Origin of the sequence: [Leptolyngbya] sp. PCC 7376, assembly GCF_000316605.1 — a bacterium.
GTDB lineage: Bacteria > Cyanobacteriota > Cyanobacteriia > Cyanobacteriales > MRBY01 > MRBY01.
Genome location: NC_019683.1, coordinates 4,732,939 through 4,757,606, shown reverse-complemented (window position 1 = coordinate 4,757,606; position 24,668 = coordinate 4,732,939). Strand labels below are relative to the sequence as shown.

General features: G+C 45.2%; 21 protein-coding genes and 3 pseudogenes. 13 read left to right on the top strand and 11 right to left on the bottom strand.

Annotated elements, in window-relative coordinates; translation table 11 throughout:
* The first annotated feature begins 65 nt into the window (after positions 1–65).
* Complete coding sequence (locus LEPTO7376_RS24035; protein WP_015136088.1) at positions 66–1,430, top strand: carbonic anhydrase; 1,365 nt, start codon at positions 66–68, stop codon at positions 1,428–1,430.
* Between the two features lie 144 nt (positions 1,431–1,574).
* On the opposite strand, the gene LEPTO7376_RS21325 is transcribed toward LEPTO7376_RS24035, so the two are convergent.
* Entirely contained in the window at positions 1,575–2,177 is a 603-nt protein-coding gene (locus LEPTO7376_RS21325) for a chorismate lyase (protein ID WP_041766265.1), read from the bottom strand.
* 226 nt (positions 2,178–2,403) lie between these two features.
* Between LEPTO7376_RS21325 and rpsP the strand changes: the two genes are divergently transcribed.
* Entirely contained in the window at positions 2,404–2,652 is a 249-nt protein-coding gene (rpsP, locus tag LEPTO7376_RS21320; RefSeq protein ID WP_015136086.1) for a 30S ribosomal protein S16, read from the top strand.
* Positions 2,645–3,085 (top strand): KH domain-containing protein, encoded by a 441-nt coding sequence (locus LEPTO7376_RS21315; protein WP_015136085.1) that lies wholly within the window; start codon positions 2,645–2,647, stop codon positions 3,083–3,085. Before rpsP ends, LEPTO7376_RS21315 begins: the two co-directional genes overlap by 8 nt.
* Before the next feature lie 121 nt (positions 3,086–3,206).
* On the opposite strand, the gene era is transcribed toward LEPTO7376_RS21315, so the two are convergent.
* Positions 3,207–4,148 carry a GTPase Era gene (era, locus tag LEPTO7376_RS21310; protein ID WP_015136084.1) on the bottom strand — a complete coding sequence of 314 codons (942 nt, stop codon included), beginning with the start codon at positions 4,146–4,148 and terminating at the stop codon, positions 3,207–3,209.
* Positions 4,149–4,170: 22 nt separating this feature from the next.
* On the bottom strand, positions 4,171–5,004 hold the full coding sequence (locus tag LEPTO7376_RS21305; RefSeq protein WP_015136083.1) for a phosphatase PAP2 family protein: 834 nt from the start codon (positions 5,002–5,004) through the stop codon (positions 4,171–4,173).
* 57 nt (positions 5,005–5,061) lie between these two features.
* Between LEPTO7376_RS21305 and LEPTO7376_RS21300 the strand changes: the two genes are divergently transcribed.
* The 4 genes and pseudogenes from LEPTO7376_RS21300 (at position 5,062) to LEPTO7376_RS28120 (ending at position 8,339) form a co-directional block, all read left to right on the top strand.
* The gene (locus tag LEPTO7376_RS21300) at positions 5,062–6,348 is read left to right on the top strand and encodes a pitrilysin family protein (protein WP_015136082.1); all 1,287 of its coding nucleotides are present in this window, start codon (positions 5,062–5,064) and stop codon (positions 6,346–6,348) included.
* Between the two features lie 295 nt (positions 6,349–6,643).
* Positions 6,644–7,515 (top strand): annotated as a pseudogene (locus LEPTO7376_RS29335) (IS630 family transposase).
* Positions 7,516–7,639: 124 nt separating this feature from the next.
* Positions 7,640–8,077 carry a transposase family protein gene (locus tag LEPTO7376_RS28125; protein ID WP_225901144.1) on the top strand — a complete coding sequence of 146 codons (438 nt, stop codon included), beginning with the start codon at positions 7,640–7,642 and terminating at the stop codon, positions 8,075–8,077.
* Positions 8,078–8,111: 34 nt separating this feature from the next.
* Entirely contained in the window at positions 8,112–8,339 is a 228-nt protein-coding gene (locus tag LEPTO7376_RS28120) for a transposase family protein (RefSeq protein WP_315861597.1), read from the top strand.
* 6 nt (positions 8,340–8,345) lie between these two features.
* Here LEPTO7376_RS28120 and LEPTO7376_RS28115 read toward each other — a convergent pair whose 3' ends face one another.
* Entirely contained in the window at positions 8,346–8,918 is a 573-nt protein-coding gene (locus tag LEPTO7376_RS28115; protein ID WP_041763060.1) for an IS630 family transposase, read from the bottom strand.
* Positions 8,919–8,931: 13 nt separating this feature from the next.
* Positions 8,932–9,330: a transposase gene (locus LEPTO7376_RS28110; protein ID WP_225901096.1), complete on the bottom strand. Its 399-nt coding sequence runs from the start codon at positions 9,328–9,330 to the stop codon at positions 8,932–8,934.
* A 44-nt stretch (positions 9,331–9,374) separates the two neighbouring features.
* On the opposite strand from LEPTO7376_RS28110, the pseudogene LEPTO7376_RS26680 reads away from it, so the two are divergent.
* The 6 genes and pseudogenes from LEPTO7376_RS26680 to LEPTO7376_RS24025 all read left to right on the top strand — a co-directional run.
* A pseudogene (locus tag LEPTO7376_RS26680) lies at positions 9,375–9,491 on the top strand (IS5/IS1182 family transposase); the annotation flags it as partial.
* 18 nt (positions 9,492–9,509) lie between these two features.
* Positions 9,510–9,728, top strand: a complete 219-nt coding sequence (locus tag LEPTO7376_RS21265; protein ID WP_015136081.1) for a hypothetical protein — start codon at positions 9,510–9,512, stop codon at positions 9,726–9,728.
* 142 nt (positions 9,729–9,870) lie between these two features.
* Positions 9,871–10,905: a TrkA family potassium uptake protein gene (locus LEPTO7376_RS21260; protein ID WP_041764309.1), complete on the top strand. Its 1,035-nt coding sequence runs from the start codon at positions 9,871–9,873 to the stop codon at positions 10,903–10,905.
* A 53-nt stretch (positions 10,906–10,958) separates the two neighbouring features.
* Positions 10,959–12,650 carry an ammonium transporter gene (locus LEPTO7376_RS21255; protein WP_015136079.1) on the top strand — a complete coding sequence of 564 codons (1,692 nt, stop codon included), beginning with the start codon at positions 10,959–10,961 and terminating at the stop codon, positions 12,648–12,650.
* Positions 12,651–12,793: 143 nt separating this feature from the next.
* The gene (gene smc, locus LEPTO7376_RS21250; protein ID WP_015136078.1) at positions 12,794–16,423 is read left to right on the top strand and encodes a chromosome segregation protein SMC; all 3,630 of its coding nucleotides are present in this window, start codon (positions 12,794–12,796) and stop codon (positions 16,421–16,423) included.
* Positions 16,424–16,705: 282 nt separating this feature from the next.
* Positions 16,706–18,874: a TolC family protein gene (locus tag LEPTO7376_RS24025; RefSeq protein WP_015136077.1), complete on the top strand. Its 2,169-nt coding sequence runs from the start codon at positions 16,706–16,708 to the stop codon at positions 18,872–18,874.
* A 20-nt stretch (positions 18,875–18,894) separates the two neighbouring features.
* Here LEPTO7376_RS24025 and LEPTO7376_RS21240 read toward each other — a convergent pair whose 3' ends face one another.
* The 6 genes and pseudogenes from LEPTO7376_RS21240 to LEPTO7376_RS21220 all read right to left on the bottom strand — a co-directional run.
* Positions 18,895–19,425 (bottom strand): FcoT family thioesterase, encoded by a 531-nt coding sequence (locus tag LEPTO7376_RS21240; protein ID WP_015136076.1) that lies wholly within the window; start codon positions 19,423–19,425, stop codon positions 18,895–18,897.
* A 56-nt stretch (positions 19,426–19,481) separates the two neighbouring features.
* A complete protein-coding gene (locus LEPTO7376_RS21235) occupies positions 19,482–21,248 on the bottom strand; it encodes an N-acetylmuramoyl-L-alanine amidase (RefSeq protein WP_015136075.1) in 1,767 nt (588 codons plus the stop codon).
* A 36-nt stretch (positions 21,249–21,284) separates the two neighbouring features.
* Positions 21,285–22,562, bottom strand: coding sequence for a glutamate-5-semialdehyde dehydrogenase (locus LEPTO7376_RS21230; protein WP_015136074.1), 1,278 nt, complete (start codon positions 22,560–22,562; stop codon positions 21,285–21,287).
* Between the two features lie 165 nt (positions 22,563–22,727).
* Positions 22,728–23,927: a homocysteine biosynthesis protein gene (locus LEPTO7376_RS21225; RefSeq protein ID WP_015136073.1), complete on the bottom strand. Its 1,200-nt coding sequence runs from the start codon at positions 23,925–23,927 to the stop codon at positions 22,728–22,730.
* A 79-nt stretch (positions 23,928–24,006) separates the two neighbouring features.
* Positions 24,007–24,438, bottom strand: coding sequence for a transposase family protein (locus LEPTO7376_RS25330; RefSeq protein WP_225901232.1), 432 nt, complete (start codon positions 24,436–24,438; stop codon positions 24,007–24,009).
* 14 nt (positions 24,439–24,452) lie between these two features.
* Positions 24,453–24,665 (bottom strand): annotated as a pseudogene (locus LEPTO7376_RS21220) (transposase); the annotation flags it as partial.
* Positions 24,666–24,668: the final 3 nt, after the last annotated feature.

Here is a 24,668-nt window from a genome sequence, read left to right as displayed (position 1 = left end):
GTCTCTCTCGCAAAATCTTTTTCATAATTTGGGTGTGGTATTAGCTCAAACTTAAGTTTTCTCTCATGATGAAAAAAACACTGGCGATCGCAACTCTGTCTCTAATTGGTCTTTCTGCTCTCGCTCCCTTTGCAAACGCAGCAGAAGAAGATGTAATCAATGATCTTGAGAATATGCTGTCCACAGATGCAGAAGAAGAGGTAATACCCGAACCGTCTGTAACGTCTGATGACGCAATGGTTCTGGATGCGGATGTTGAACCTGAGATGGTATCTGATGATATCGAAGATATGACAACATCTGAGATCGACATGGAAACACCAGAAATAATATCTGACGATGTTGCGGAAGATGCCATAACCTCTGAAATGGAAGTGGAAGAATTGGAAATGACTGCTGGTGACTCTGAGGAAGAGATGACTTCTGAGGAAGAGATGGCTTCTGAGGAAGAGTTGGAAATGATCTCCGAAGATACCGATGATGCTGTGGAAGAGGTGATGGCACCTGAAATGGAAGTGGAAGAATTGGAAATGACTGCTGGTGACTCTGAGGAAGAGATGGCTTCTGAGGAAGAGCTGGAAGTGATCTCCGAAGATACCGAAAACATGACAACATCCGAAATTGAGATGGAAGAAACCGACATGATGTCTGATGATCCTGAAGACATGATGATGACAGATATGGACGATCCTGTAATAGAAGAAGATGAGGATATATCCTCTTCATCGTCTTGGGATTATAGTGGCTCTGAATCCCCTGATAGTTGGGATGATTTGAGTGAAGATTCCAAGCTTTGTAAGACAGGCGAGATGCAGTCCGCAATGGATTTTGAGATGTCAGATTTTGATTCTGATGTATCTGTCAGCCTGAATTATGCAACGACCACATTTGAAGTTGTTAATAATGAACATTCTGTTCAGGTCAACTATCCGAAAGGAAGTACCGCAACCATTGGTGACGAAATCTATAATCTGTTGCAATTCCATTTCCATACTCCGAGCGAACATACGGTTGATGGTGAGTATGCTGAGATGGAAGTTCACTTCATACATTCCAATGACGACGGAGACATTGCTGTTATTAGCTCAATGATTGAAGCTGGAGCGGAAAATTACGATGTCAGTAAAATTTGGCGCAATATACCAGCGATGGGAGAAAGTCGTCGTAGTGGATTAGCGGTAAATCCAGAAAGTCTACTCCCGGAATCTATGACACATGCAACTTATTCGAGAGCTCTAACGACGCCTCCCTGCGACGAAAATGTGAGTTGGATTGTGATGGCTGAACCAATCACATTATCTCAGGAGCAAATTGAGACATTTCAAGGGTTATATCCAATGGATGTCCGTTCAGGTCAAGGATATGGAGAATCTTCCTACGAAGACTACGATGCTCAGCCCAAAACTGATGATGCTCGTTGGTTTTATTAAGTCGATTTGGATTCTGAAATAGCTCCAGGGCGATCATGGTTTGGCGATCGCCCCACTTCTAACAAATCAAAAATCTTGCATATAAATCAAACATCGCTATCCTTTCCGTATTAATCGAGAGGGTAGCTTTTTTCTTTTTGAAAATTAAGACTGCAATTCTCCGAGATACTTGCAGAGATAGGGAGAAAAGACTTCATAGATCAAAGTGAGAGGTTTCCCATCATGCCAAAAGAGATAATGCCTACCCCAAAATGGCCCTTTCTGTTGGAATGCTGTTTCTAGCTCAGGCGATCGCCCATAATAAATACCTTGAATATCCCGATAAAGTTCTGTATGAAGACGCGTCAAACTTTCCCAAATCGGTAGATTCCTATTTTGCAAATAGTCATCCACATGGTTCGCATCCCACCAAGATGTAGCATAGGCAAGCCTTTGACCGGAAGCCGTACGCAGCCAAACCTGACGACGTAAATGAGGATTTGGAATTGCTGAGATCAAACTAGGTGCCCCATCATCCCCCGCACCAATCGGCGACATATCAATGACATCTACCTCGATTTTTTCCCGAGTCAATAATCCCAGATGCCTTGTCGGAGAGCCGTCTCCCAACAGTAAAATCTGCCATGCAGGCGGAAGTTGGCTGTGAGGTAAACCAGCTTGCACCTGTTCAACACCACCCTGCCAAATTGGCGCAAGACGATGCCATTGATGCTGAATAGAAGTCGGCGGTGTAAGTGCTGTAGTCAAGGTTCTTAAACAAACTTCAACAATAATTAACATGGATCATAAACAATTCTGGAAAACCTTGCCGTTTCAATGCTGTCAGATATGGATCCCTGTCACCTCAAGACCACCAACATACGCAAACCATAATTACATTGACAGCCCTATACGCCTGTGCTTAGATTGTATATTGGCTATATAGTCAAATATTTTTATCTTTAGTCACTATAGACATTTCTTAGAAATCCCAATGGTAAAGCTACGTTTAAAGCGTTTCGGTAAAAAAAGAGAAGTTAGCTATCGTATTGTCGCTGCTCAAAGTACAAGCCGTCGCGATGGTCGTCCCCTCGAAGAACTTGGTTTCTACAACCCCCGCACTGACGAGACTCGCCTCAACGTTCCTGCAATTGTTAAGCGTCTTAAAGACGGTGCTCAGCCTACAGATACAGTTCGCAGTATCCTAGAGAAAGCTAAAGTATTCGACCAAGTTAATGCCTAATTCCGATAATTCCTCTGATTCCGCAGCGCAATTGACACCTGATTACGGAAAGATCGTTAAATTCCTGCTTGAGCCTTTGGTTGACGATCCCTCTTCTTTAAAGGTTGATTGTGAACTACTCAGCAGTAGTAACAAAGTTTGGGTGCGTGTTGCGTTTGAGCAAGAGGATAAAGGAAAAGTGTTTGGCCGGGGCGGTCGTAATTTAAAAGCGATTCAAACCGTCCTCAATACCTCCGCTGCTGAGACAGAGCATCAGGTTTATCTTGATGTATATGGCAGTAGTCGTGATGATGGGTCTGGTTCGAGAGGCGGCCGTTCTGGTGGCTCGCGTGGCAGAAATGGTGATGGTCGCCGTAGTCGTTCATCGTCCTCATCCCGTCGTCCCCGCTCTCGTAAGCCTTCTCCGCAATTACGTTCTAGTAATGATGGTTAGAGATTTAGAAAAATCCTAATCCTCAAAACAAAATTTTAATGAATTCGAATATGATGAAAGACCTTGCTGAGACAAGGTTTTTTTATTGGCAAAGTTAAGTCGCCCTATTGTTTGATTTGCTTTAGCCTTCTTCAACGCGATATCCAAGTTCAGCTAGGCTCGCACGGGATTGCCGCCATTTCGGTTGGACTTTCACGAAAAGCTCTAGGTAAACTTTTCCTGCGATCAGTTTTTGGATTTGCTGACGAGCGGCGGTGCCAATGGTTTTGAGCATGGAACCTTTTTTGCCAATCAGAATGCCTTTTTGGGATGAGCGTTCGACATTAATCGCAGCTCGGACTTCGGTGATGTCTGGGGTTTCGTTGACTTGTTCAATGGCGATCGCCACAGAGTGAGGAATTTCTTGGCGGGTGTGGAGCAAAATTTGTTCGCGGATGAGTTCAGCCATGATGAATCGTTCGGGCTGATCTGTGACGAGGTCTGGCGGGTAATAGTAAGGGCCAGGTTCGAGGGTAGTAATGAGAGAGTTTTCGAGAGTATTGAGGCGATCGCCTTCCAGCGCTGAAAATTCTTGCAGCTGCCAGTTATTCTCGGTGGCGAGATCTTGATAAGACTGGAGAATATGGGGTTTATTATCAGGACGTTGATCGATTTTATTGACGCCGAGAATTACAGAGGCTTGGGTTTTCTGGAGAAAGTCTGCGATAAATCGATCACCTTTACCCAGTGGCACTGAGCCATCCACAATAAACACAACTAAATCAACTGCACCGACAGTACTACGGGCATTTTTAACGAGAATTTTGCCAAGTTCATGATGGGGTTTATGAATACCTGGTGTGTCCACAAAAATAATCTGCGATCGCTCATTTGTGAAAATACCTCGCAGGCGATTACGAGTCGTTTGGGCAACGGGGGAAGTGATCGCAATTTTCTGACCAATCAACTGATTCATCAACGTCGATTTGCCCACATTCGGGCGACCCAGTAAGGCAACAAAGCCAGAGCGAAAGCCTTCTGGGGCGACAGGAATCGTTGAAGTGAGGGGGATATCGTCGGTCATAAAATTGTTGATAGGTATTTATCTATCTTACTGGCTGAATGCGTCGCCATAGCCACGGTACACCTTCTGTAATGCAGAGTGCGATCGCCAGATAACGTGTGTAATCAATGAGAGAAATTTCTGGCAGTAGTAGGCTTATTTTGCTTAGTAAAGTATGCAGTGTAAGAACGATGATAATGCCGAGCATTCCAAGGATAGTTTTGCTTAGCCAAGTTGTTGGAACTAGATGATTTTTTGTTGTGACAGTGAAAAAGCCACAGAACACACCCAGTACTGCCGCAAACTCTGGAAAGGCGATCGCCAACATCCCGCCTGTAATCCAAATTAAAATTTTTTGTTCGAGCTGATAACAAAAGCTGTCTGCGTTATCGTTACTCCAGAAGCCGAGAGTTGCCCAAATGATGCCGACAAAAATCCCAGCGATTACATCAATTGGAAAATGAACCCCCAGATAAACTCGCGAGAGAGCCACTAAAAAAATCAAGGCGATCGCCACTGTCCAAACCCATGTTTTTTGTTGGTAGTGAGCAATTGTCACCCATACTGTTGTGATACCTTGGGCATGACCGCTTGGAAAACTAAAACTACTTTGTTTTTCGAAGGCGGCTGGTGTTGCCACATCTGGGTTGAGTAGGTAGGGACGAGGCAAACTAAACGCATCTTTCAATAAAAAATTACTAATAATGCTGAGGCTCAATACCAAACCGAGCTGACGGCCTTGTACTGGACTAACCAACCAAAAATATAAACTCAGCAGCACAATGTAAGACGGTTGGTCTCCCAGATGAGTGATCGTCAGGAAGAATGACAGCCAGCGATCGCCGAGAAAAGCCTGTAGAAACTCGATGACTAACATTGCGTTAAAGTATAGAAACTCCAAATTGTCAGCTGAAAAAACCTATCTGCCTTTCATATGACCTCCATCCTAGTGTCTCCGCCACGTCTCAACCAACCAACCGTCAAGACATTACCGAATGGTTTAACTGTGGTCGCAGAACAGGTACCGGTTGATGTTGTCAGTCTCAATGTCTGGATGAATCTGGGGTCTGCCGTCGAAGCCGATAGTATTAATGGCATGGCTCACTTTTTAGAGCACATGATTTTTAAAGGCACACCTCGTATTGCTAGTGGTGAATTTGAGCAGCGCATCGAAGCAAAAGGCGCAGTCACCAATGCCGCCACGAGCCAAGAATATACCCACTATTACGTCACCTGTGCACCCCAAGATTTTGCAGAGTTGGCACCGTTGCAACTGGATGTTTTACTCAATCCCAGTATTCCCGATGATGCTTTTGAGCGAGAACGTCATGTGGTTCTCGAAGAAATTCGGCGGTCGGAAGATAATCCCCGTCGTCGCACTTATTTTCGGGCAATTGAAACAGGATTTGAAACATTACCCTATCGTCGCCCTGTCCTTGGTCCTGCCTCTGTAATTGAAGGACTGCAAGCGCAACAAATGCGTGATTTTCATGGATTTTGGTATCAGCCCCAACGGATGACTGCTGCTGTCGTGGGAAATCTTCCCGGCGATCGCCTGATTGAATTAGTCGCAGAGGCCTTTGATAATCTATATCAACCAAAAACGGTTGCTGCGGTACCGACTCTCTCCAACCTCAAACCAGAGCAAGCTTTCACTGAAATTGTTCGCCGTGAATATGAAGATGACAGTATCCAGCAAGCACGACTAGTCATGATGTGGCGAGTACCCGGTCTAAACCAGCTCGAAAATACCTATAGTCTTGATTTGCTGGCGATGATTTTAGGTCAGGGGAAAGTATCCCGCCTCTATCGTGATCTTCGTGAACAACGGGGTTCAGTTTCACAAATCAGCGTGAGTAACTTCACGCAAAAGCATCAAGGGGTACTATATCTCTCCGCAAAATTACCCGCTGAAAATATACCCGAGGTAGAGGCTGCAATTGTCGATCACATCAGAACTATTCAACGAGAATCTGTTTTAGAGCAAGAGCTTGAAAGGGTTAAAACTCAAGTAGCAAATCGCTTTATTTTTGGGAATGAGCGTCCCGGCGATCGAACGAATCTTTATGGCTATTATCAGTCTTTATTTGGATCTCTGGAACCTGCTTTAAATTACGTTGAACGTATTCAGAAAATCACTGCTGATGATATTCAAGCTGCGGCTCGTCAATACCTAGACCCAAGTGCTTATGCTGTCGTGTCGATTAAACCAAAATTCTAAAACACCATTATTGATTTTGTCTTCATGAGCGAAATTGCGATAGATATAGGCATTAGAATTTCACCTCTCCCCAAAAAACGATTCAGAGGCTGGAGGCGATCGCCCTAGTTGCATCCCTTACTATTGTGCTCACTGCAAGCATGATCAATTTTGCCAAGAAATTAATTCTAAATTTGGTATTGCAGACAGGCTCAGGATTGAGGTTCGCATGACGTATCAAATTAAATGATCACTGCTATAGCAAGCAAGGAGTGGGTTAAGACAGAATAGGATAGAAGCAATAAACATAGATGCCATGCCTGCTCCCCATAGTCTTGATTTACGCCTAAAAGCTGTTGCCGCCTTCGATAAAGGTGAACGAAAAAGTGATATCTGTCGCTTCTTTGGTATTAGCCGAAATACGCTAGACCTGTGGCTGAAACGACGAGAGAAAATCGGTTCAGTCGCTCCGAAGACAGATTACCGTCGAGGCCCTCAACCGAAGATTAATGATCTAGATGCTTTTCGTGCTTTTGCAGAGAAATATGGGCATCTAACCCAGAAGGAAATGGCGGAGAAATGGCCAGAGTCTATTAGTGATGCATCCAGACGTGAAGCTCTACGGAAAATTGAATTTACTCGAAAAAAAAGACCTATCGATATCAAGAGAGAGATAAAGAATTAGAAAAAGCATTTGTGGCACAACTGAAGCAGTATGTCCAAGAACGACTCGTATATATCGATGAAAGTGGATTTGATAATACCTTAGATTATGGGTATGGCTACTGCCATAAGTCAGAGAGGTTTATCGCAGAGAAGTTAGGTCATCGTATAGAACGAGTTAGCGTGATTGGAGGATGGCGAGAGGGAGAGCAGATAGCACCGATGGTATTTGAGGGCTATGCCAACAGCGCCTTAGTTTGCCAATGGGTAGAGGATTGCTTAGTGCCAGAGTTGATTCCGGGTCAAATTATTATTCTGGATAATGCCAGTGTTCATCCAAAGGAAAGAATACAAACATTGGTGGCGAAGGCAGGATGTGAAGTGATATTTTTGCCACCCTACTCACCACACCTGAACAAGATAGAGAAGTTTTGGGGGAGGTTAAAGAAGGAGGTAAGTAAGCTCATCAAGAAGACTGAGGATTTGTTCGATGCCATCAGAATAGCCTTCTGTTCTATGTCCTAACCTTCTCCTTCGCTGCTATATATTAGAGAATCACCCTGATGCTTTTCATGTCATCAGTTGACCTCTTGCAAAAGGGGTGAGAGTAGGTAAAAAAGAGGAAAGTATCAGAGTCATAGCGATAGAAATGCTGACTTACGAACAGCTCCAACATTTATCTCCAGAACAATTCAGGAGAGCCTGTGGAGTTAAACTTCAGACCTTCAATCGTCTGGTAGAAGTCCTAGCAGAAGCTAAAGCAAAGCAAAAACCCGGTCGTCCCAGTGTTTTATCCCTGGAAAATCAGCTACTCTTCACCTTGGAATATCCGAGGGAATATCGCACTTATTTTCCTATCGTTCAATCATGGGGCATTCATGAATCAACAGTTTGTCGCATGGTGCAAAAAACAGAGAATACACTCATCAAAGAAACCGATTGCCACTTACCCGGCATGAAACAGCTCCATGGTTCAGAAGAGTTATCTCTAACAGTAGTGGTGATGGATGCCACAGAACAGGCGATTGAAAAGCCCCAAAAAACAACGTCTTTACTACTCAGAGAAAAAGAAGCATCATTCCCTTAAAGCTCAAATAGTTATTGCTTGGCAGTAGGCACAGATTATCTGTTGTGACTGTGAGAAAGGTAGCACCCATGACTTCAAACTACTCAAAAAGAGTAGAGTGCATTTTCAGCAGGGACAACTCTGCCTTGCCGATGCCGGATATCAAGGTCTACACAAGCGACATCAGCGGAGTCACACTCCTCACAAGAAGCCTAAAGGTGCGGAGCAGAAACAGAAGAATCAGTTCTTAGCAGCTCAAAGAATCATCATTGAGATGGTATAGCAATTTCTAGTCGAGTGAGGTGCAATAGCAGCAATGTGTAAACCAGCATCGAATATCATCAAGGGTAATCTTGGAAAAAGCTACCTCAATTGCCTTGTCTAGAGCTAGATAAGTTCTTGCCCCGATACTTTTCAAGGTACTTTTCAACTTTGACCAGCAATTTTCAATGGGTGAAAAATCTGGAGAATAGGGAGGAAGGTAAATCAACTTAGCTCCCACGGCCTCAATCATTGTGCGTACTGACTCTCCTAAATGAATCGAACAGTTATCCATCACCACACATGCTCCCGCCCATAAGTTTGGTATTAACTTCTGGCTGATGAATGCTTCAAAGGTTAATCCATCCGTACTCCCCAGCAGATGATAATTAGCGACCATTCCCTTGAAGCCTAATGCTCCAATCAAAGAAACATTCTTGCCTCGTTTACTGGATTTCGGACTATAAGCTCGTTTCCCTTTCTCAGAACGTGCCCTCAGTCTTGTCATGGCTAAGTTCACGCCCGATTCATCGATAAAAATCAAGTTTTTCGCTAGAGTCGCTTGCATTTTCTGCCAAAAATCATATCTGGCTTGTTGCACTCGTTTTGTCGCCTTAAGGTCTGGATAGAATGTTTTTTTTGAGGCTATATCCCATTCTTCTTAAGGTGCGATGCATGGTGCTATTGGCCACACGGAGACCAGTGCGTTTCTCCATCTCATCACATAGTTCCGCTAGCGTCGCATCGTTTTTCTTGGTGAGCAACTGGCGCAATATTGTTTGATGCTCTTCGTTTAATTTGGGAGGTGTTTGTTGGCTTCGTTTTTTCGGAGCAATCGACCCTGTCAGTCGTTTTTGGTCGAGGAGCTTTTGTACAAAACTTTTCGCCACTCCAAATTGTCGGGCAAGACTACTTTGACTCACACCACCCCTTTCGTAGGCATCCACTATTTTCTGTCTTAAGTCTAATGAGTAGGCTTTCGGCAAGATGCTACTTTCTTCCTCACCAGTCAACTCACCTATACTACTTCATACACCTTGCTAGGCTGAAATTTGCTGTATTCAGAATGCTCAAAAGATTTCGTATATTATCCAGTCGATATCGTAACCGCCGTCGGAGATGGGGATTAAGACTTAATCTCATTGCTGGTCTTTACAATTTTGAATTGCCATAACCTTTTGCAAGAGGTCAAATGTCAAAAGATGAAACCTTTGCGGAGTCGATAGAGCGTTCCCTTGTGGTGGTGTCGGAGGATGTTGCGTTCAAAAAAATATTGAGTCAGGCAGATTTAGAGCATGAATATTGGTCGTCTCAACCCTTGAGTGTGGAGCAGTTTAAAGAGCCATCTCAAACAGAAAATCCAGCGGCAAAAAAGCCTTTAAAAGTTTCGCAACCTTCCTCGGAGCGATAGGTTGTTCTCTCGCATTTTGCTCTGGCAATACAAAATACGAAGTTGCAAGATTAGATACAAGTTTCGGCAGCAGAAGCCTTCATAATCAAAGGCTGTTTTTACAATTGCGTTGATGAGCCGTTCCCGTACTGCCAATCTGTTTATGCAAAAACCGTTTCAGAAAATTGCGACTGGGTCGTTTTTTTTTGTGGCGACGATTATTTTTGCTGTGCTGGGCTATATGGTGTTCGGCTGGACGATCCTCGAATCGTTTTACATGGTGGTGATTACGATTTTTGGGGTCGGCTATGGGGAAGTGAAACCTTTAGAAACAACACCCGAAAAACTGTTTACAATTTTTGTGATTTTGGCGGGGACATCAGCGGCTATTTATGGGGTGGGAGGATTTGTTCAGATGGTGACGGAGGGTGAAATTAATCGCGCTTTTGAGGCGGAACGGCAGCGGCAAAATATTTCTAATTTAGAAAATCATGTGTTGATTTGTGGGTTTGGATATATCGGACAGATTTTGGCGCAAAAGCTAGAGGATACAGAACAGCAATTTGTTGTGATTGGGATTGATCCAGAGCAGATGGCGATCGCCGAACAACGAGGCTATTTAACTCAAGAAGGTGATCCGGCAGATGAACGAATTTTGCATGAGTCGGGTATCGAGAAAGCGAAGGCTTTGGCGACGGTTTTAGAGAGTGATGCGAGTAATGTTTTTATTGCTTTGACGGCGCGGGAGCTGAATGCCGATTTAATGATTTTGGCGCGAGGAGAAGTGCCGAGTACAGAGAAAAAATTACGGTTGGCAGGGGCTGATCATGTCATTTTGCCAGCGAGTGTGAGTGGGGCAAGGATTGCGAATTTAATCACGACACCACCAGCGACAGATTTTTTCACTCAGCCTACAGAACAGGAACATTTAAATGATCTGCTTCAACAAATTCAGGTGCAAATGATTGAGTTGGCGATCGCCCCCCAATCTTCTCTGGTGGGCAAAACGGTGCGAGAACTGGAAATTCGGGGTAAAGGGGCTTTTATTGTGGTGGCCTTAAAACGGTTTCAAGGAGAATTTTTTACTCATCCGAGTCCAACTTTAATGTTGAATTCTGGTGATCTCTTGACTGTTCTGGGTCATGAGGAAGATATCCCGAAATTTGCTCGTTTTTATCAGCTTCACCGAGCAAAATAATTCGCGCACAAAACTCATACTTAATGTTTGGAAAACAAGGATTTTAAAGATAAATGATTGACCAGTTGTGGCTGTTAATTTGTTCTGGGTTGGTGTTGCTAATGCAGGCGGGATTTATGTGCCTAGAATCTGGCCTAACTCGCTCAAAAAATAGCATTAATGTCGCGGTAAAAAACCTCTCTGATTTTGGGGTGTCGGTCAGTCTATTTTGGCTAATGGGCTATGGGGTTATGTTCGGCTTATCCCGCGTCGGTGCCATTGGTTCAACAGACTTTTTTTTTAATGCCACCACCAATCCTGAGACCGCAACATTTTTTCTCTACCAAGCGATGTTTTGTGGCACTGCTACGACAATTATTTCGGGGGCGATCGCCGAGCGTCTGAAATTTAGTGCGTATATGTTGATTGTCGTGCTGGTTTCGGGTTTAATTTATCCGCTGTATGGTCATTGGGCGTGGAATGAAGGTGGTTGGTTATACGAGCTGGGGTTCCTGGATTTTGCAGGAAGCACTGTGGTGCATGGCATGGGTGCATGGATTAGTCTGGCTGCCTTGATTGTGGTGGGGGCAAGGCGAGGCAAATTTACAGAGGATGGCGAACAGAAAATCCAAGGCTCTAATTTGCCCTTTGCAGTACTCGGGACATTACTGCTCTGGGTGGGCTGGATTGGCTTTAATGGCGGCAGTACTTTCGCTCTTAATGAAGAAGTTCCAAATATTATTGTCAACACGATTCTCGCAGGCGTGGCGGGGATGGTTGCGGCGATGATCCTCAGTCAAATTCAGACGCAGCGAGTCGAGGTGGAAGATTTAATTAATGGGTCTCTCGCGGGACTTGTGGCGATTACTGCCTGTTGTAATGTCGTCTCAAATCCTCTCGCAGTAATCATTGGCATTACAGCAGCAGCTGTGGCAAAAGGGGTTTCGGTATTATTACGACGTCAAAAAATTGATGATGCGGTGGATGCGATCGCCGTCCATGGTGGTGCAGGAATGTGGGGAACTTTATGCGTCGGATTATTTGGCAATATCGATAATCGCTATGAGCAAATTTTGATTCAATTGCTCGGTATTGGTGTGGCGTTGCTGTGGGGGGCAGGATTAACTTGGGTGATTTTGGTTGTTCTCAATCGGTGGCGATCGCTGCGGGTCTTGCCAGAAGAAGAAAATATTGGTCTCAATATTTCTGAACATGGCGCGAAAACTGATGCCTACGATCTCTTTCAAGTAATGGATCACCAGGCGAATACCCAAGATTTAACTCTTCGTGTTCCCGTTGAACCCTTTACTGAAGTCGGACATATCGCTACCCGCTATAACCAAGTGATGGATTCTCTCGAACGCAACCATCGCACCAATGCCGAATCCCTCGAAGAACTCTACACGCTCACTGCCTCCCTCATCGCCGTGATCGAAAACCAAAATTACAATCCTGATGCCTTTGATGAATTTGGCGATCGCCCTGATGAGTTAGGCGTTTTGGCGCGATCGCTCCAGCAACTTTTAGAATTAATTAGCCACCAAGAAAAAGAAGCCAAAGAATATAAATTCAAACAGCAGAATTACTTGAAAGTTATACTCAGCGAAATTTTTCATAATCGTTTCGATAAGCCTGTTGGTTTCTATGAAGCTCAATTAGAAAAGTTGCAGATCGATGAAATGTCGGGAATGTTAGCTAATGCAATCACTGTTGAAACTTTCGAAGAATTTACCAATGCACTAACTAGAGAACTTGAGAAGTGGTAATGCACATAATAAAAACGTTCGATATTCAAGATTTCTTTCCCAGGAATGATTCTTGTAATATCCACCAGAGCATCCGTTCCATGTTGGCGGTATAACGCTAAAATTCTTACTCACCCCGTTTTAGATTTGGTTTCTCTGCGCCTATGGTGCATATCAAGCAAATTGAGCTAACCCACTTCAAATCCTTTGGTGGTACGGTTGCAGTTCCTCTGTTACCGGGTTTTACCGTTGTTTCAGGGCCGAATGGATCGGGTAAGTCTAATATTCTTGATGGCATTTTATTTTGTTTGGGTTTAGCGAGTTCGCGGGGAATGCGCGCAGAACGTCTCCCCGATCTGATTAACAACAAGCAAGCCTCTGGAAAAGGAGCCTCAGAAACTACTGTTTCGGTGACGTTTGATCTTGAGGATTTAGCGCAGCAGTACGACACAGAAGAAAAAGATGAATCGGAATTAAAGGAACTGCTTAGTCAGTTTCGGAGTACTGATTGGACAGTGACGCGGAAGCTACGGGTCACGAAAAGTGGTAGCTATTCTTCGATCTACTTGATTAATGGCGAAGTTTGTACGGCGACACAACTCCATGAACAGCTAAATCGCCTCCGCATCTATCCCGAAGGTTATAACGTGGTGCTTCAGGGTGATGTGACGCGCATTATCACGATGAACTCGCGGGAGCGACGGGAAATTATTGATGAGCTGGCAGGTGTCGCGGAATTCGACCGGAAAATCAATCAAACGCGTTCGACGCTAGGAGAAGTAAAAGAGCGGGAAGATAAGTGCAATATTATTCGCACAGAGTTGGAACGCACTCTTGAAAAGCTGGCAGATGATCGGGTTAAGGCAGAAAAGTATCAGCGTTTAAAAATTGACCTCGCGCGGCAACAGCAACAGGAAGTTTTATTGGTCTGGCGATCGCTGCAATTACAAGAGCAAAAATTACAATCAGATATCGCGTCTGGTGCAAGGGAACGGGCAGAATTAAATCAACGGATTAATAATCTCGATACGGAAATTTTTGAGACTAATAAAGAATTAGAAACCCTTAATGCCAAGGTGAAAGCTCTCGGCGAAGATGAGCAGCTTTCTGTTGCGTCGAAATTGGCAACCCAAAAAGCAAAGCGTAGTCAGTGGGAACAACGGCAAGGTGAACTCAAAACGCAACAGGGGCGATCGCAGTCCATTCAGACGCAGCTTTTAGAGGAAATTCAATCGAATCAACAGACCTTGTTGCGGTTAGAAGAAGAGAAGTTGACTTTGCAGGAAGAGGCGCTTCCTAAACTTGAGGCAGACCGTCAAAAAGCTTTAGAAACGGTTGAGCAAAGTCGTGAACAGGCGGATGAATTGGCAAGTTCCTCCGAAGCTTGGGTGCAGGAGCAAGCTGGATTATCGCGGCAGGTGCAGGATTTGCAACGGACTCTAACGCCGCAACGGACGGAACAAGCTCAATTGCGCGAACGGACGAATCAGCTTGACCAAAAGATTGCTGAGCAAGGGAAACAGCTTGCCGAAACGAATATCGAGATTGCTCAAAAGGAAACTGACCTCGAACAATATCAAGCGCAACTTGCTCAAACTCAAACAGATATTCAAACTCTCGCGCAAAAGTTTGCCAATTCTGAAGAGAATCTACGACTTGAAAAAGAAACGGGCGATCGCCTCCAGCGGGAATTACGCGATAAACAACGGCAACTCGATAAGCTCGAAGCCCGTTCCCAAGCACAACAGGAAGCTCAAGGAACTTACGCGACCAAAGCGATTTTGAATGCAAAATTGCCCGGTGTGCATGGTTTGGTTGCGCAGCTCGGTCAGGTGGAGAAAAATTATCAACTTGCCCTCGAAATTGCGGCGGGTGGTCGCCTCGGCTTTGTGATTGTGGAAGATGACCTCACTGCATCAGCAGGTATTAATCTCCTTAAAAATCAACGGGCTGGACGAGCCACATTTTTGCCTTTAAATAAAGTTCGCGCCCCCAAACTCCAAACCAATAGTATTCCTCGTTATGCCCAGGGATTTGTTGATTTTGCAGTGAATTTGATTCAGTGTGACCCGCGATATGAAGACGTTTTTCGGTATGTGTTTGGCAGCACCGCCGTCTTCCAAAGTCTTAATCAAGCTCGTAGTTTTATGGGCAAAACCCGCATTGTTACCCTCGATGGTGAACTGCTCGAAACCTCTGGCGCAATGACGGGCGGTAGCGTCTCGAAGCGCTCAACATTGCATTTTGGCAGCATGGCGATAGGAGAATCCGCTGAAATCACAGCTCTGCGCGATCGCCTCGAAGAGATTAATGATTTGCTGCGCTACACCGAAAATACCCTCCTCGACAAAGAAGATCGCGTTAAGGAATTATCCAGTCAGCTAAATGAAGCTCGCCAAAAAGAACGGGAGCAGAGATTACGGGTAGAACAAATCGAACGGGAATTAAATCGCCTCAGACCTATTGCACAACAATTACAAAAGTCCCTTGAACTTAATCGCGCAGAGTTACAAAAAGAGGGCAATCGCCTCCAAGAACTTGATGCCAACTTGCCCGAACTCGAAGCACAATTAACAACCTTGCAAGAGCAACTCTCTCAGCTTGAAGAATCGGGAACCCATAGTGAATGGCAGACCATCCAAAAGACCATCAAAACCCAAGAAGTTGATCTGCAAAATCGTATTCAGGCTCTCGCTGAAACCAATCAAAAAATCACCGATTTAACCTCTCAAATTACGCGCCTGACCGACAAACTCAATACCGATGAAACTCGTCTGAAGGAAGTTAGTGAACAGCTCGAAGAATTCACTGGGCAAATTGAAGTCATTCAAACCCAACTCGATCAGGTGACTGCTGAGATTAAATCGACGGAGACGTTGTTGACAGAATTATCTGAACAAATGGGTGATGCGAAGAAACAACGAGATGCGAAGGAAGTTTCTCTTAAGCAACTGCAAAAATCCCAACAGGAGGCCAACTGGAAACTCGAAAAACTCAAAGAAACCCAGACAGAACGTACAGAATCTCTCCAACATCTTCAGCAGCAAATTCAAGACCATGAAGCAGAACTCCCTGAGGATTTAGACGAGTCATTTTTACAGCTTGATGAAATTCCTGATGACCTTAAGCAAGCTCTCACCGCAATTACTGAGCAAGTCGAAAAGCTTCAACGCACCATTCGTCGTACTCAAAAGAAAATTGAAGAGTTGGAACCAGTAAATATGCTGGCGCTCAAAGAATATGAGAAAACCCAAGAGCGTTTAGAAGAGCTATCCCAAAAACTGGATACGCTTCAAGAAGAGCGGATGGAAGTGTTGGCGAGAATTGAACGATTTACAACGCGCCGTTTTCAGGAGTTTAAAAAATCGTTCGATGCAGTCAATGAAAACTTTAAAGCGATTTTTGCAACATTATCCGATGGTGACGGCTATCTCCAACTGGATAATGCCGAAGATCCGTTTGCTGGCGGTTTGAATTTGGTGGCGCACCCGAAGGGTAAACCTGTACAGCGTTTGAGCTCGATGTCTGGTGGAGAAAAATCCTTGACGGCTTTGTCTTTTATTTTTTCGCTACAAAAGTACCGCCCATCTCCTTTCTATGCCTTTGATGAGGTAGATATGTTCCTCGACGGTGCGAACGTTGAACGCCTCTCAAAAATGGTGAAACTACAAGCGGAAGGGGCGCAATTTTTAGTTGTTAGTTTGCGTCGTCCGATGATTGAGGCCTCTCAGAGAACAATTGGTGTCACCCAAGCGCGTGGTGCTTATACGCAGGTTCTCGGCATTGAATTGTAATTAGCAATGATTCTGGATTGTGAGTTTTGTGTGAATTCGCGCTGGAATGTTCCATTAACTTTGGGCAATCTTAAAAAAAATGCCAGAAATCTTAAGCTGTTTTACCAAAAATCTCGTTACACTTCAGTTAATGTTCTGTAACTTAGTGATATTTGATGTCGATAGTCGTTTTGAGTTTTTTTGGCTTAAACTATGACATTAGTTTCCTTTTTTGCCTGCATTGAGCCTGTGCAATGTTACGGAATCGCTTGATCTTCAGCTCCTGATCCCCCAAAGAAATTAATGCTTGCCTACCGCCAACTCCTCACAATCAGTACTAGCAGCGTTGTAATTTTTGGCTCAGGAGGTTTGGCGATCGCCGAAGAATTTCCTGTAGCTCCAGCCTCAGTTTCTCTGGAACAGTCTCAGCTCGAACTGCCGATGAGCATGATTCCCCATCGAGGTACGTTAATTTCGAAAACGATCGAAACTGCTCCTGAAGTTGTAACGGTCACACCCGCAGCACCTGCCCGCCGGAAAGCTTATATGCATCTCGGCTCTCTCTCCACCACGGCGATCGCCCCACCGAAAATTTCTGGCACGGCTGTTGTTACCCCGGAAACAGTTGTTTTTGAGCAACCTCAGCCTGACACCGAAGTGACATTTATTGCTCAGACACCTGAACAACGAGATACGGTGCCGACTTTGCCCACTGAAACGCCAGTGGAGGAAGTCGAGGAATCGGCCACAGAGATAGAAGAATCGGCTACAGAGCCAGAAGTTATTGACAGCCCCACCGTTACCTCAACAGACGAGGTTATTGATGAGGCTGTGACTATTACCGAAGAAACGGAGTCTACATCCCCTCTCCCCACTGAAACAGCTGTTGATGAGTCTGCGACGACAGAAGTAGTTGAGACGACGGAAGTAGTTGAGACGACGGAAGTAGTTGAAGAGTCGGCGATCGCCCCAGCAGAAGAGGAAGAGATAGAAGCCACCGCTGACTTACCCAGCGAAAATATTGAAGCAGAAATTGCTCCCGAAGTTATTGAAGTACCTTCGACTGCGAGCTCTGAGAATTCCCGTAGATTGCCCCGCGTTAGTGAAATTCCGGAAGAGTTGCGGATAAATGAAGAGCTACAAATGCTCCTCGACCCAGTGCGTGATGAGCTTCTCCTTCCTCCCATCGATATTGAAGATGTTCAGGCGAGCAATATTGTTGACCTCACTTTGACCGAAGTGATTGATCAAGCTCTCGATGCTAACCAAGATCTTCGTGAGGCGCAGTTAAATTATGAGCGCTCGAAATTCCAACTCCGGGAGGCGATCGCCGCTGAATATCCGACCCTTACGAGTCAAACCGATTTTACGAATGCTGAAACAGCTAGTGCTGAGTTACAAGCAGAACAATTTGGGAACGACGAATCTGACTTTATTACCTCCCTCACCAGTCGCCTTGAACTAAACTACGACATTTACACTGGCGGGCGACGCTCTGGGCAAATTGACGCCGCTTCAACCCAACTCAAAATTACAGAATTAGATATTGATCGAATCACTAAAGAAACGCGGTTAGCGGCGGCTACCACCTATTACGACTTGCAGAGTGCCGATGCCCAAACTGCCATTGAGGAAAGCGCCGTTGTGGATGCCTCTCAGAGTTTGCGAGATGCAGAATTGTTGGAGCAAGCTGGACTCGGTACAAAGTTTGATGTGTTGCGAGCCCAAGTGGAAGTGGCTAATGCTCAACAGCGATTAACGCGTGCTTATGCGAACCAAAGCACTGTACGTCGGCAATTGGCACAACTCCTCAATCTGCAAAGTAATATTGATCCTCGTGCAGCTGATGAAATTGATATCGCTGGGCGTTGGGATTTGTCCCTCGAAGATAGTATTTTATTGGCGCTCCAACAGCGAGAAGAATTACGCCAACAACTTTTGCAGCGAGAAATTGATGGGTTCCAACAGCAAGTTGCCCTCGCGAATATTCGTCCACAAATTAGTGTGTTTGCGAATTACGATGTGCTAGATGTCTACGATGATGATCTTGACCTTGCCGATGGTTTTACTGTTGGGGCAAGGGTACGCTGGAATTTGTTTGATGGTGGAGCTGCCACTGCTAGTGCGGATCAAGAGGAAGTTGATAAGGCGATCGCCGAGAACCGGTTTACCAATCAAAGCGACCAAATTAGGTTTGCCGTTGAAACCGCCTACTACAATCTCGCTGCTAGCGATCGCAACATTGAGACAGCCTCTATTGCAGTGGAGTTGGCAGAAGAAAGTTTGCGGTTAGCGAGAATGCGATTTAAAGCTGGGGTCGGTACTCAAACCGATGTTATTTCGGCTCAGACAGAGTTAACCACGGCTCGCAATAACCTTGAACAAGCCATTACCGATTACAACCGCGCTTATGCCCAGCTCAAACGGGAAGTGAGTGTTGGGGAAGAACTAGAGGTTATCCCCACCAATTAAAATCACAAGAGTTTTAGTACTTAGGTGATCACAACATCTACTTCTCCGTAAGCTAATCCTTCGTTATGATCTGTGAAATCTATTTGTGTTCTAAAAAAAATAACATCTCTGATTTTTCTGGCTTTTTTTATACTTAAGATGCCTTCAAAATTTTTTGGAGAAATTGTCTTTTTATAGTGGCTTTCAAGACGGGTAATATAAATGTTAGGAAGCTGTTTTTTATAAAATTCTTCTAATGTCATGTCTCGTAAATACTGAAACGATTGATCGAAACAGGCATTAGCTATGGCGACATAAAAAATTTGGTTATAGCAAATATTAAATTCAACAGCGTTGAAATGACCAGTGTCATCGATATAACAAGACTCAGTAATCTCAAAATCCCCTTGAATTACATAATCATTGCTACCTTTTGTTTGATCTTGATCTAAATCAGAGCTCCTAGAAATAATATTAGCGGCTTTAAGATAGGCTGTATTCTTTGATTCATATGGAATAAGGATTTGTTGAATGAGAGTTGGACTGATTTTTTCTGATACTTTAGTTTTCATCTTAAGGAATTATTCAACGACTAGAAATGCTTAGCTTCAAAAGGAAATACCCAATTTCAAAATTCTGTTTTTTGCTGTAACCACACTTCAATAGCTGTGGCGATCGCCTGAGCGAGTTGATCTTGCGCTTGGGGATCGGTAATCCATTCAAACTCAGTGGGATTAATCATAAATCCCAATTCGAGCAAGACACTGGGTGCTTCATGGGGTCGAGTTAATGCCAAATTATTCCAAAACACACCGTAGGAAGGGCGATTTAAGTTTTGGACTAACTCGTCATGGAGAAATTGCGCCAAATCATGGGCATGGGCGTTATACCAAAACATGCCAATACCTGCCGTGTTTTCTGCGTCCCCTGCATCGGGAAGGGCATTGTAATGGACAGATAGAGCTAGGGTTGGTTTTTGCTCACGAATGGCTTTTTGGCGATCGCCTAAAGACACATCGATATCAGTGGTACGCGTAAGATTAACCGTTGCTCCCTTTGCCTCTAGAGCCGCTTGAATTTTTTGAGAAATCACTAAATTAACCGCTTTTTCTGGGTAGCCCGTCGAACCCGCTGCGCCAGATTCATTACCACCATGCCCCGGATCGAGCAGAATCGTTGCCCCAGTGAGGGAATTAGCGCTGAGTTTGGGAGGATGTCTAAGGGACAGAATTAAATTGGTGCCTTCATATCGCAGTTCGTAACCCCATTGCTGACTTTGCTTGAGGCGAAAATCATAGCGAATTGTGTCCGTATCGACAGGATGCCAGTCGAGGCGACGAATTACAGGGCTTTGGGAGAGATAAATGGTGTCTGTTTGGGCGACGGTATTGTGCAGAATCAAGCTAAAGGTGTCGTCATTTTGCTGCACAGTTACTGGGACTAGCGTTTGCAATGGGAAAATTACGTCGGTTCGATCCGCAAAGGTTTGCGATCGTACACTACGAATCAGGGAGCGTGGCGGCACTGTCGTCGATAGGGTGGTTGTTTCAGCTGCTTTAATCCAAGCGCCATAGTCCAAACGTAACCATGCGCCTTCTTTTCCGGTGACGCTGGCTTGGGTGCCCTGAGGTAAAGGTGTTAATCGCGAAAAATTCGTGCTGGCTCCCGTCCGTGCAACCCCAGCTAATGATGTTACGGCGATCGCCTCAGGAGCTTGAGTATTGAGAATTTCGACACCACCTTCACTTGTCGCGCTTGTTGTGACGCCATTGAGGGTCATGGTGTAGGTCGCCTTGCCGAGGTTTCCGATTTTTTCAAAAGCGACACAACCCTTATGTTGCCCCGAAAAACCCGTAACTAAAGCATCATTGGTGAGGGTCAATACAGCAGAATTTGGTGGCAAACTCACTGAGTCCTGTGGCTGAAGTGAGACTGTTTGGTTAGCGAGGGAGATACTGACCTGCGCTTCAGCAGGAGCCTGGGCTTGAAAGCAAATTAGCTCATCTGGTTGGCGAGCAATATTAACGGCAGGATAGAGATTTTTAAGGCTATTAGAAACTGGAGGAGTACTCGCTTTGCGGGTAATGGTGCGGCGTAGTTGGGTCGTTTGGCCCGATGCGTTGCGGAACTCTATCGTAAATTCATTGGTGCCGACTTGTAGCGGCAAACTAGGGGCAAAATGTCCGAGGTTACTACGGTTGATGCTTTGCCCATTAATTGTCACTGTGCCGTTGCTAGGAGCGGAGCCAATAAAAAAGATTTGTTCGGCAGTAGTTTGATGGGTGGCGGGCGGATAGCTGAGGTGGAGGCGATCGCTCGTGCGAATATTTTGGGCGAGAAGAGGCGAGCTTAAGGATAAACTTGCAACAAAACCCAGCGTGACAGGCTTAAACACGGGCGACTTTACTCCCAAAAACAAAAAGGCGATCGCTTAAATTCTGCCATCTCCTTGGACAACCTGCTTCACCGTCGTAAAGCTTTCTAAACCAATCAAACCGCGATGGTTGCCTTTTTGGTTAGACATGCCCAGAAAAACGGAGTCACTGCCTTGCGGATGGCGCGAAAATCTGGGGGAAGAGTTGACGTAGACTAAAGCGCTATCAATCTCCGTCGCAAACTGCCGACTCTCTTGGTAGGATTCCGTCACAATGCAATCTGCATGGCCCCCAGACGAGCGGTTAATCAGGGCGATCGCCGCTGAGAGATCGTCCACCATCCGAAAAGCCACAACTCGGTCAAGGTATGAGGAACGCCATTCTGTACCGCGGGTGGGGTCAAGGTGTTCGGGATATTCAGAAACCAGTTCACTATCCCCCTTTAATCGAAATCCTTGGTCTTGGAGTGACTTAAAAAGGCCAATCAAAGTTGAAGATTTTTGGTCGGGACTAATCAAAATCTTTTCGATGGCGTTGACTGCATCAGGTTCATAGCGATGACTATCTGCGACAATCCAATGGGCTAAATCTGGGTCACCTGTAGGAGAGAGATAAAGATAACAATTCCCCATAGTGGTGCGTAAAACTGGAGCTGTGGCTTGTTGTACCACTTGCTGAATTAAGCTAGGGCGTCCATAGGGAATCACTAAATTGAGGTAGCGATCCTGCGTGACGAGCGTTTGAATGGTGCAACCTTGCTCGGATGAAACTAACTCAATACAGCCTTTTGGAAATCCCGCTTCCTCAAGGGCAATCTGCATAATTTGGGTGATAAGAATATTGGAATTGCTGCCGTCACCACAACCGCGCACCACTAAGCTATTACCTGTTTTTAGGCAAAGTCCGGCGGCGATCGCCCCCAACTCTGGAAAGGCCTCATGAATGAGCGTAATCACACCGAGGGGCATCCTCTGGTAATAGCTCTGATAGCTGCTGAGTTGGTAGGGGGCATTGCTCACCCGTTGGAGCGGATCGGTGAGGTCTACTAGTTGTCGCAGAAGCTCTACTGTTTCGGTCAGTCGCTCTGGTGTGAGTTTGAGCCAATTCAAAATTAATTCTGAAACGGCCATTTCCCGGCTGGCTTCGAGGTCGAGGGTATTGGCCTCTAGGATGGCAGGGATTTGGGCCTCAAGGGCATCGGCGATCGCCTGAATACCACGATTGCGTTCACTGCCTTTGAGTAGCTCTAGCTCAAACGAAGCCGCGTAAGCACGCTGCAATGTCTGAATAATCGGATCACTACTACTACCCGTGTCTGGTGCTGTGTCAGTCATAATACGTCGTGACCCAATTCTCCCGGTTTGGCACAGGGTTGACAAAAAAACTTCATCAAATCATACTGATTCAATTCTGGGAGCGCAAGGGATAGCATCACTGACTGTTCCTATAAGACATCTCAATATTTCGGCAGATCAGCCCTGAAAACGAGTGTCGAATAACTACATTGTTGGGGTCCACTGCTCTTGACTTAGGAAAGGGCGATCGCCAGTAATTGGGGCAACAGGTTCTGTGAGAGTAAAATCTCCTGCCTCAATCCATTCTTTAAGGGTAACTGCCACTTGGTCGGATAAATATAAGCTAGTCACCGGTGCAACTTTGACCGTTCTGCCATCGATGGTGAGATGCCCTGTTTTCAGTTGGCCATAGCTAACCAAACCAAACGTGGGCCTTACTCGCCGTGGAATCGAAAAGTCTATTACTGGTGCCACTACTTCTTTGTCCTGTACCGCACATTTTTCAATTACCGTTTCATTGAGCACAGGCAAAGGCACACCCACACCTAACATCAGTGATGGCCCATATTTTGTGAAATAACAGCCCCGCACCCACCGAGTATCCATTTGTTTGGCGTCGCCGATCAGAGCTAACGTGGCGGCTGGCCCTAGAGGCGTGCCATTTGGTAGCCGTTTTTGGAGCGGAAAATGTTGGGTTCCTTCCCAAGCGACGTATCCGATTCCTCCTCCTAAAAAGATTTTTGTGCCAACACCAATTAGATTTAAATCTGGATCATTTAATAAGGGTGAAATAGCTCCGGAACAGGCATAGACAGCATTCCCGAGGCGCGGTTGTAAAGGCCCCAGATAAGTATGTAGCGTGTGATCGCCACCATTAACGCCCACAATGAAATTTTGGTAGAGATTGCGAGGATTAAACAAATAAAACTGATTGATTTGATCCTTGGTGATGTTGTTGTCCCAACTGCTACGAGGATAACAGTCTGTCACCTGACCAATCGCCCGTAGATGAACAGGTTTGCCAGCGATAAGGGATTCGATGACATGACCTCCCCCTCGTTGCGGAATGAGGCGATCGCCACTTTCGTTGATGCTGATTTCCTGCTCACTTAAATCTTCTGGCATCGTTGCCCCAAGATAAATATCTACAGCTCCGAGGCCAGGATAGGCTGGCACACCATCTAACCAACATTTTCGAATTTTGATCGGTGGGTCAGTATGCCCAAGATTGAGCATTGCTCCCGAGGATTCCATTGGCTCGAAAGTCCCTGTTGTAACGACATCAACCGTTTCGGCAATTTTTTTGATTCCCCACTCTGCGACCTTTGCCTTTACTTCTGCCACAGTCCAGACCACAGCCTGTTTCGTAAGAATTTTTTCGTTGATGGCGGCAATTGTGCGCATGGCTATCCTGAGTTATTGACCCACCCCACATCGTAAAGGAATTTTCCTGGTCTCTTTGCATTTGACCTCTTGCAAAAGGTTATGGCAATTCAAAATTGTAGAGACCCGCAATGAGATTAAGTCTTAATCCCCATCTCCGACGGCGGTTACGATATCGACTGGATAATATACGAAATCTTTTGAGCATTCTGAATACCATCTCAATGATGATTCTTTGAGCTGCTAAGAGCTGATTTTCCTGTTTCTGCTCCGCAGTCAACTCTCCTCCTCTAGGCTTTTTTTGAGGAGTGTGACTCCACTGATGCCGTTTGTGTAGACCTTGATATCCAGCGTCGGCAAGGCAGAATTGTCCCTGCTGAAAATGGACTCTACTCTTTTTGAGTAGTTTGAAGTCATGGGTGCTACCTTTCTCACAGTCACAACAGATAATCTGTGCCCACTGCCAAGCAATAACTATTTGAGCTTTAAGGGAATGATGCTTCTTTTTCCCTGAGTAACGTGAGTTCGGGATAGGAAAAGAAGCTTCTAATCAAGTTTTAGAGAAGGTTTATTGGGCTGATGACAATAGGCAATGAGACCGCAAAGTAGATTGACACAAAAGTTGGCAGGACTGCGGTGGCGGGAATGCTCAATCTGAGAAATATTCTTCAGTTGGTCAATGACTGTCTCAATCAAAGCTCGCTTGCGGGCCAAAACTTTGTCACGCCAAAGCATCAGGTGATTCTTCATATTGCGACGAGG

What these genes read in the sequence shown, in the direction of transcription:
- LEPTO7376_RS24035 (WP_015136088.1), top strand. Translation starts at nt 66, where the DNA reads ATGATGAAAAAAACACTGGCGATCGCAACTCTGTCTCTAATTGGTCTT.
- rpsP (WP_015136086.1), top strand. Translation starts at nt 2,404, where the DNA reads ATGGTAAAGCTACGTTTAAAGCGTTTCGGTAAAAAAAGAGAAGTTAGC.
- LEPTO7376_RS21315 (WP_015136085.1), top strand. Translation starts at nt 2,645, where the DNA reads ATGCCTAATTCCGATAATTCCTCTGATTCCGCAGCGCAATTGACACCT.
- era (WP_015136084.1), bottom strand. Translation starts at nt 4,148, where the DNA reads ATGACCGACGATATCCCCCTCACTTCAACGATTCCTGTCGCCCCAGAA.
- LEPTO7376_RS21305 (WP_015136083.1), bottom strand. Translation starts at nt 5,004, where the DNA reads ATGTTAGTCATCGAGTTTCTACAGGCTTTTCTCGGCGATCGCTGGCTG.
- LEPTO7376_RS21300 (WP_015136082.1), top strand. Translation starts at nt 5,062, where the DNA reads ATGACCTCCATCCTAGTGTCTCCGCCACGTCTCAACCAACCAACCGTC.
- LEPTO7376_RS28125 (WP_225901144.1), top strand. Translation starts at nt 7,640, where the DNA reads ATGCTGACTTACGAACAGCTCCAACATTTATCTCCAGAACAATTCAGG.
- LEPTO7376_RS21265 (WP_015136081.1), top strand. Translation starts at nt 9,510, where the DNA reads ATGTCAAAAGATGAAACCTTTGCGGAGTCGATAGAGCGTTCCCTTGTG.
- LEPTO7376_RS21260 (WP_041764309.1), top strand. Translation starts at nt 9,871, where the DNA reads ATGCAAAAACCGTTTCAGAAAATTGCGACTGGGTCGTTTTTTTTTGTG.
- LEPTO7376_RS21255 (WP_015136079.1), top strand. Translation starts at nt 10,959, where the DNA reads ATGATTGACCAGTTGTGGCTGTTAATTTGTTCTGGGTTGGTGTTGCTA.
- smc (WP_015136078.1), top strand. Translation starts at nt 12,794, where the DNA reads ATGGTGCATATCAAGCAAATTGAGCTAACCCACTTCAAATCCTTTGGT.
- LEPTO7376_RS24025 (WP_015136077.1), top strand. Translation starts at nt 16,706, where the DNA reads ATGCTTGCCTACCGCCAACTCCTCACAATCAGTACTAGCAGCGTTGTA.
- LEPTO7376_RS21240 (WP_015136076.1), bottom strand. Translation starts at nt 19,425, where the DNA reads ATGAAAACTAAAGTATCAGAAAAAATCAGTCCAACTCTCATTCAACAA.
- LEPTO7376_RS21230 (WP_015136074.1), bottom strand. Translation starts at nt 22,562, where the DNA reads ATGACTGACACAGCACCAGACACGGGTAGTAGTAGTGATCCGATTATT.
- LEPTO7376_RS21225 (WP_015136073.1), bottom strand. Translation starts at nt 23,927, where the DNA reads ATGCGCACAATTGCCGCCATCAACGAAAAAATTCTTACGAAACAGGCT.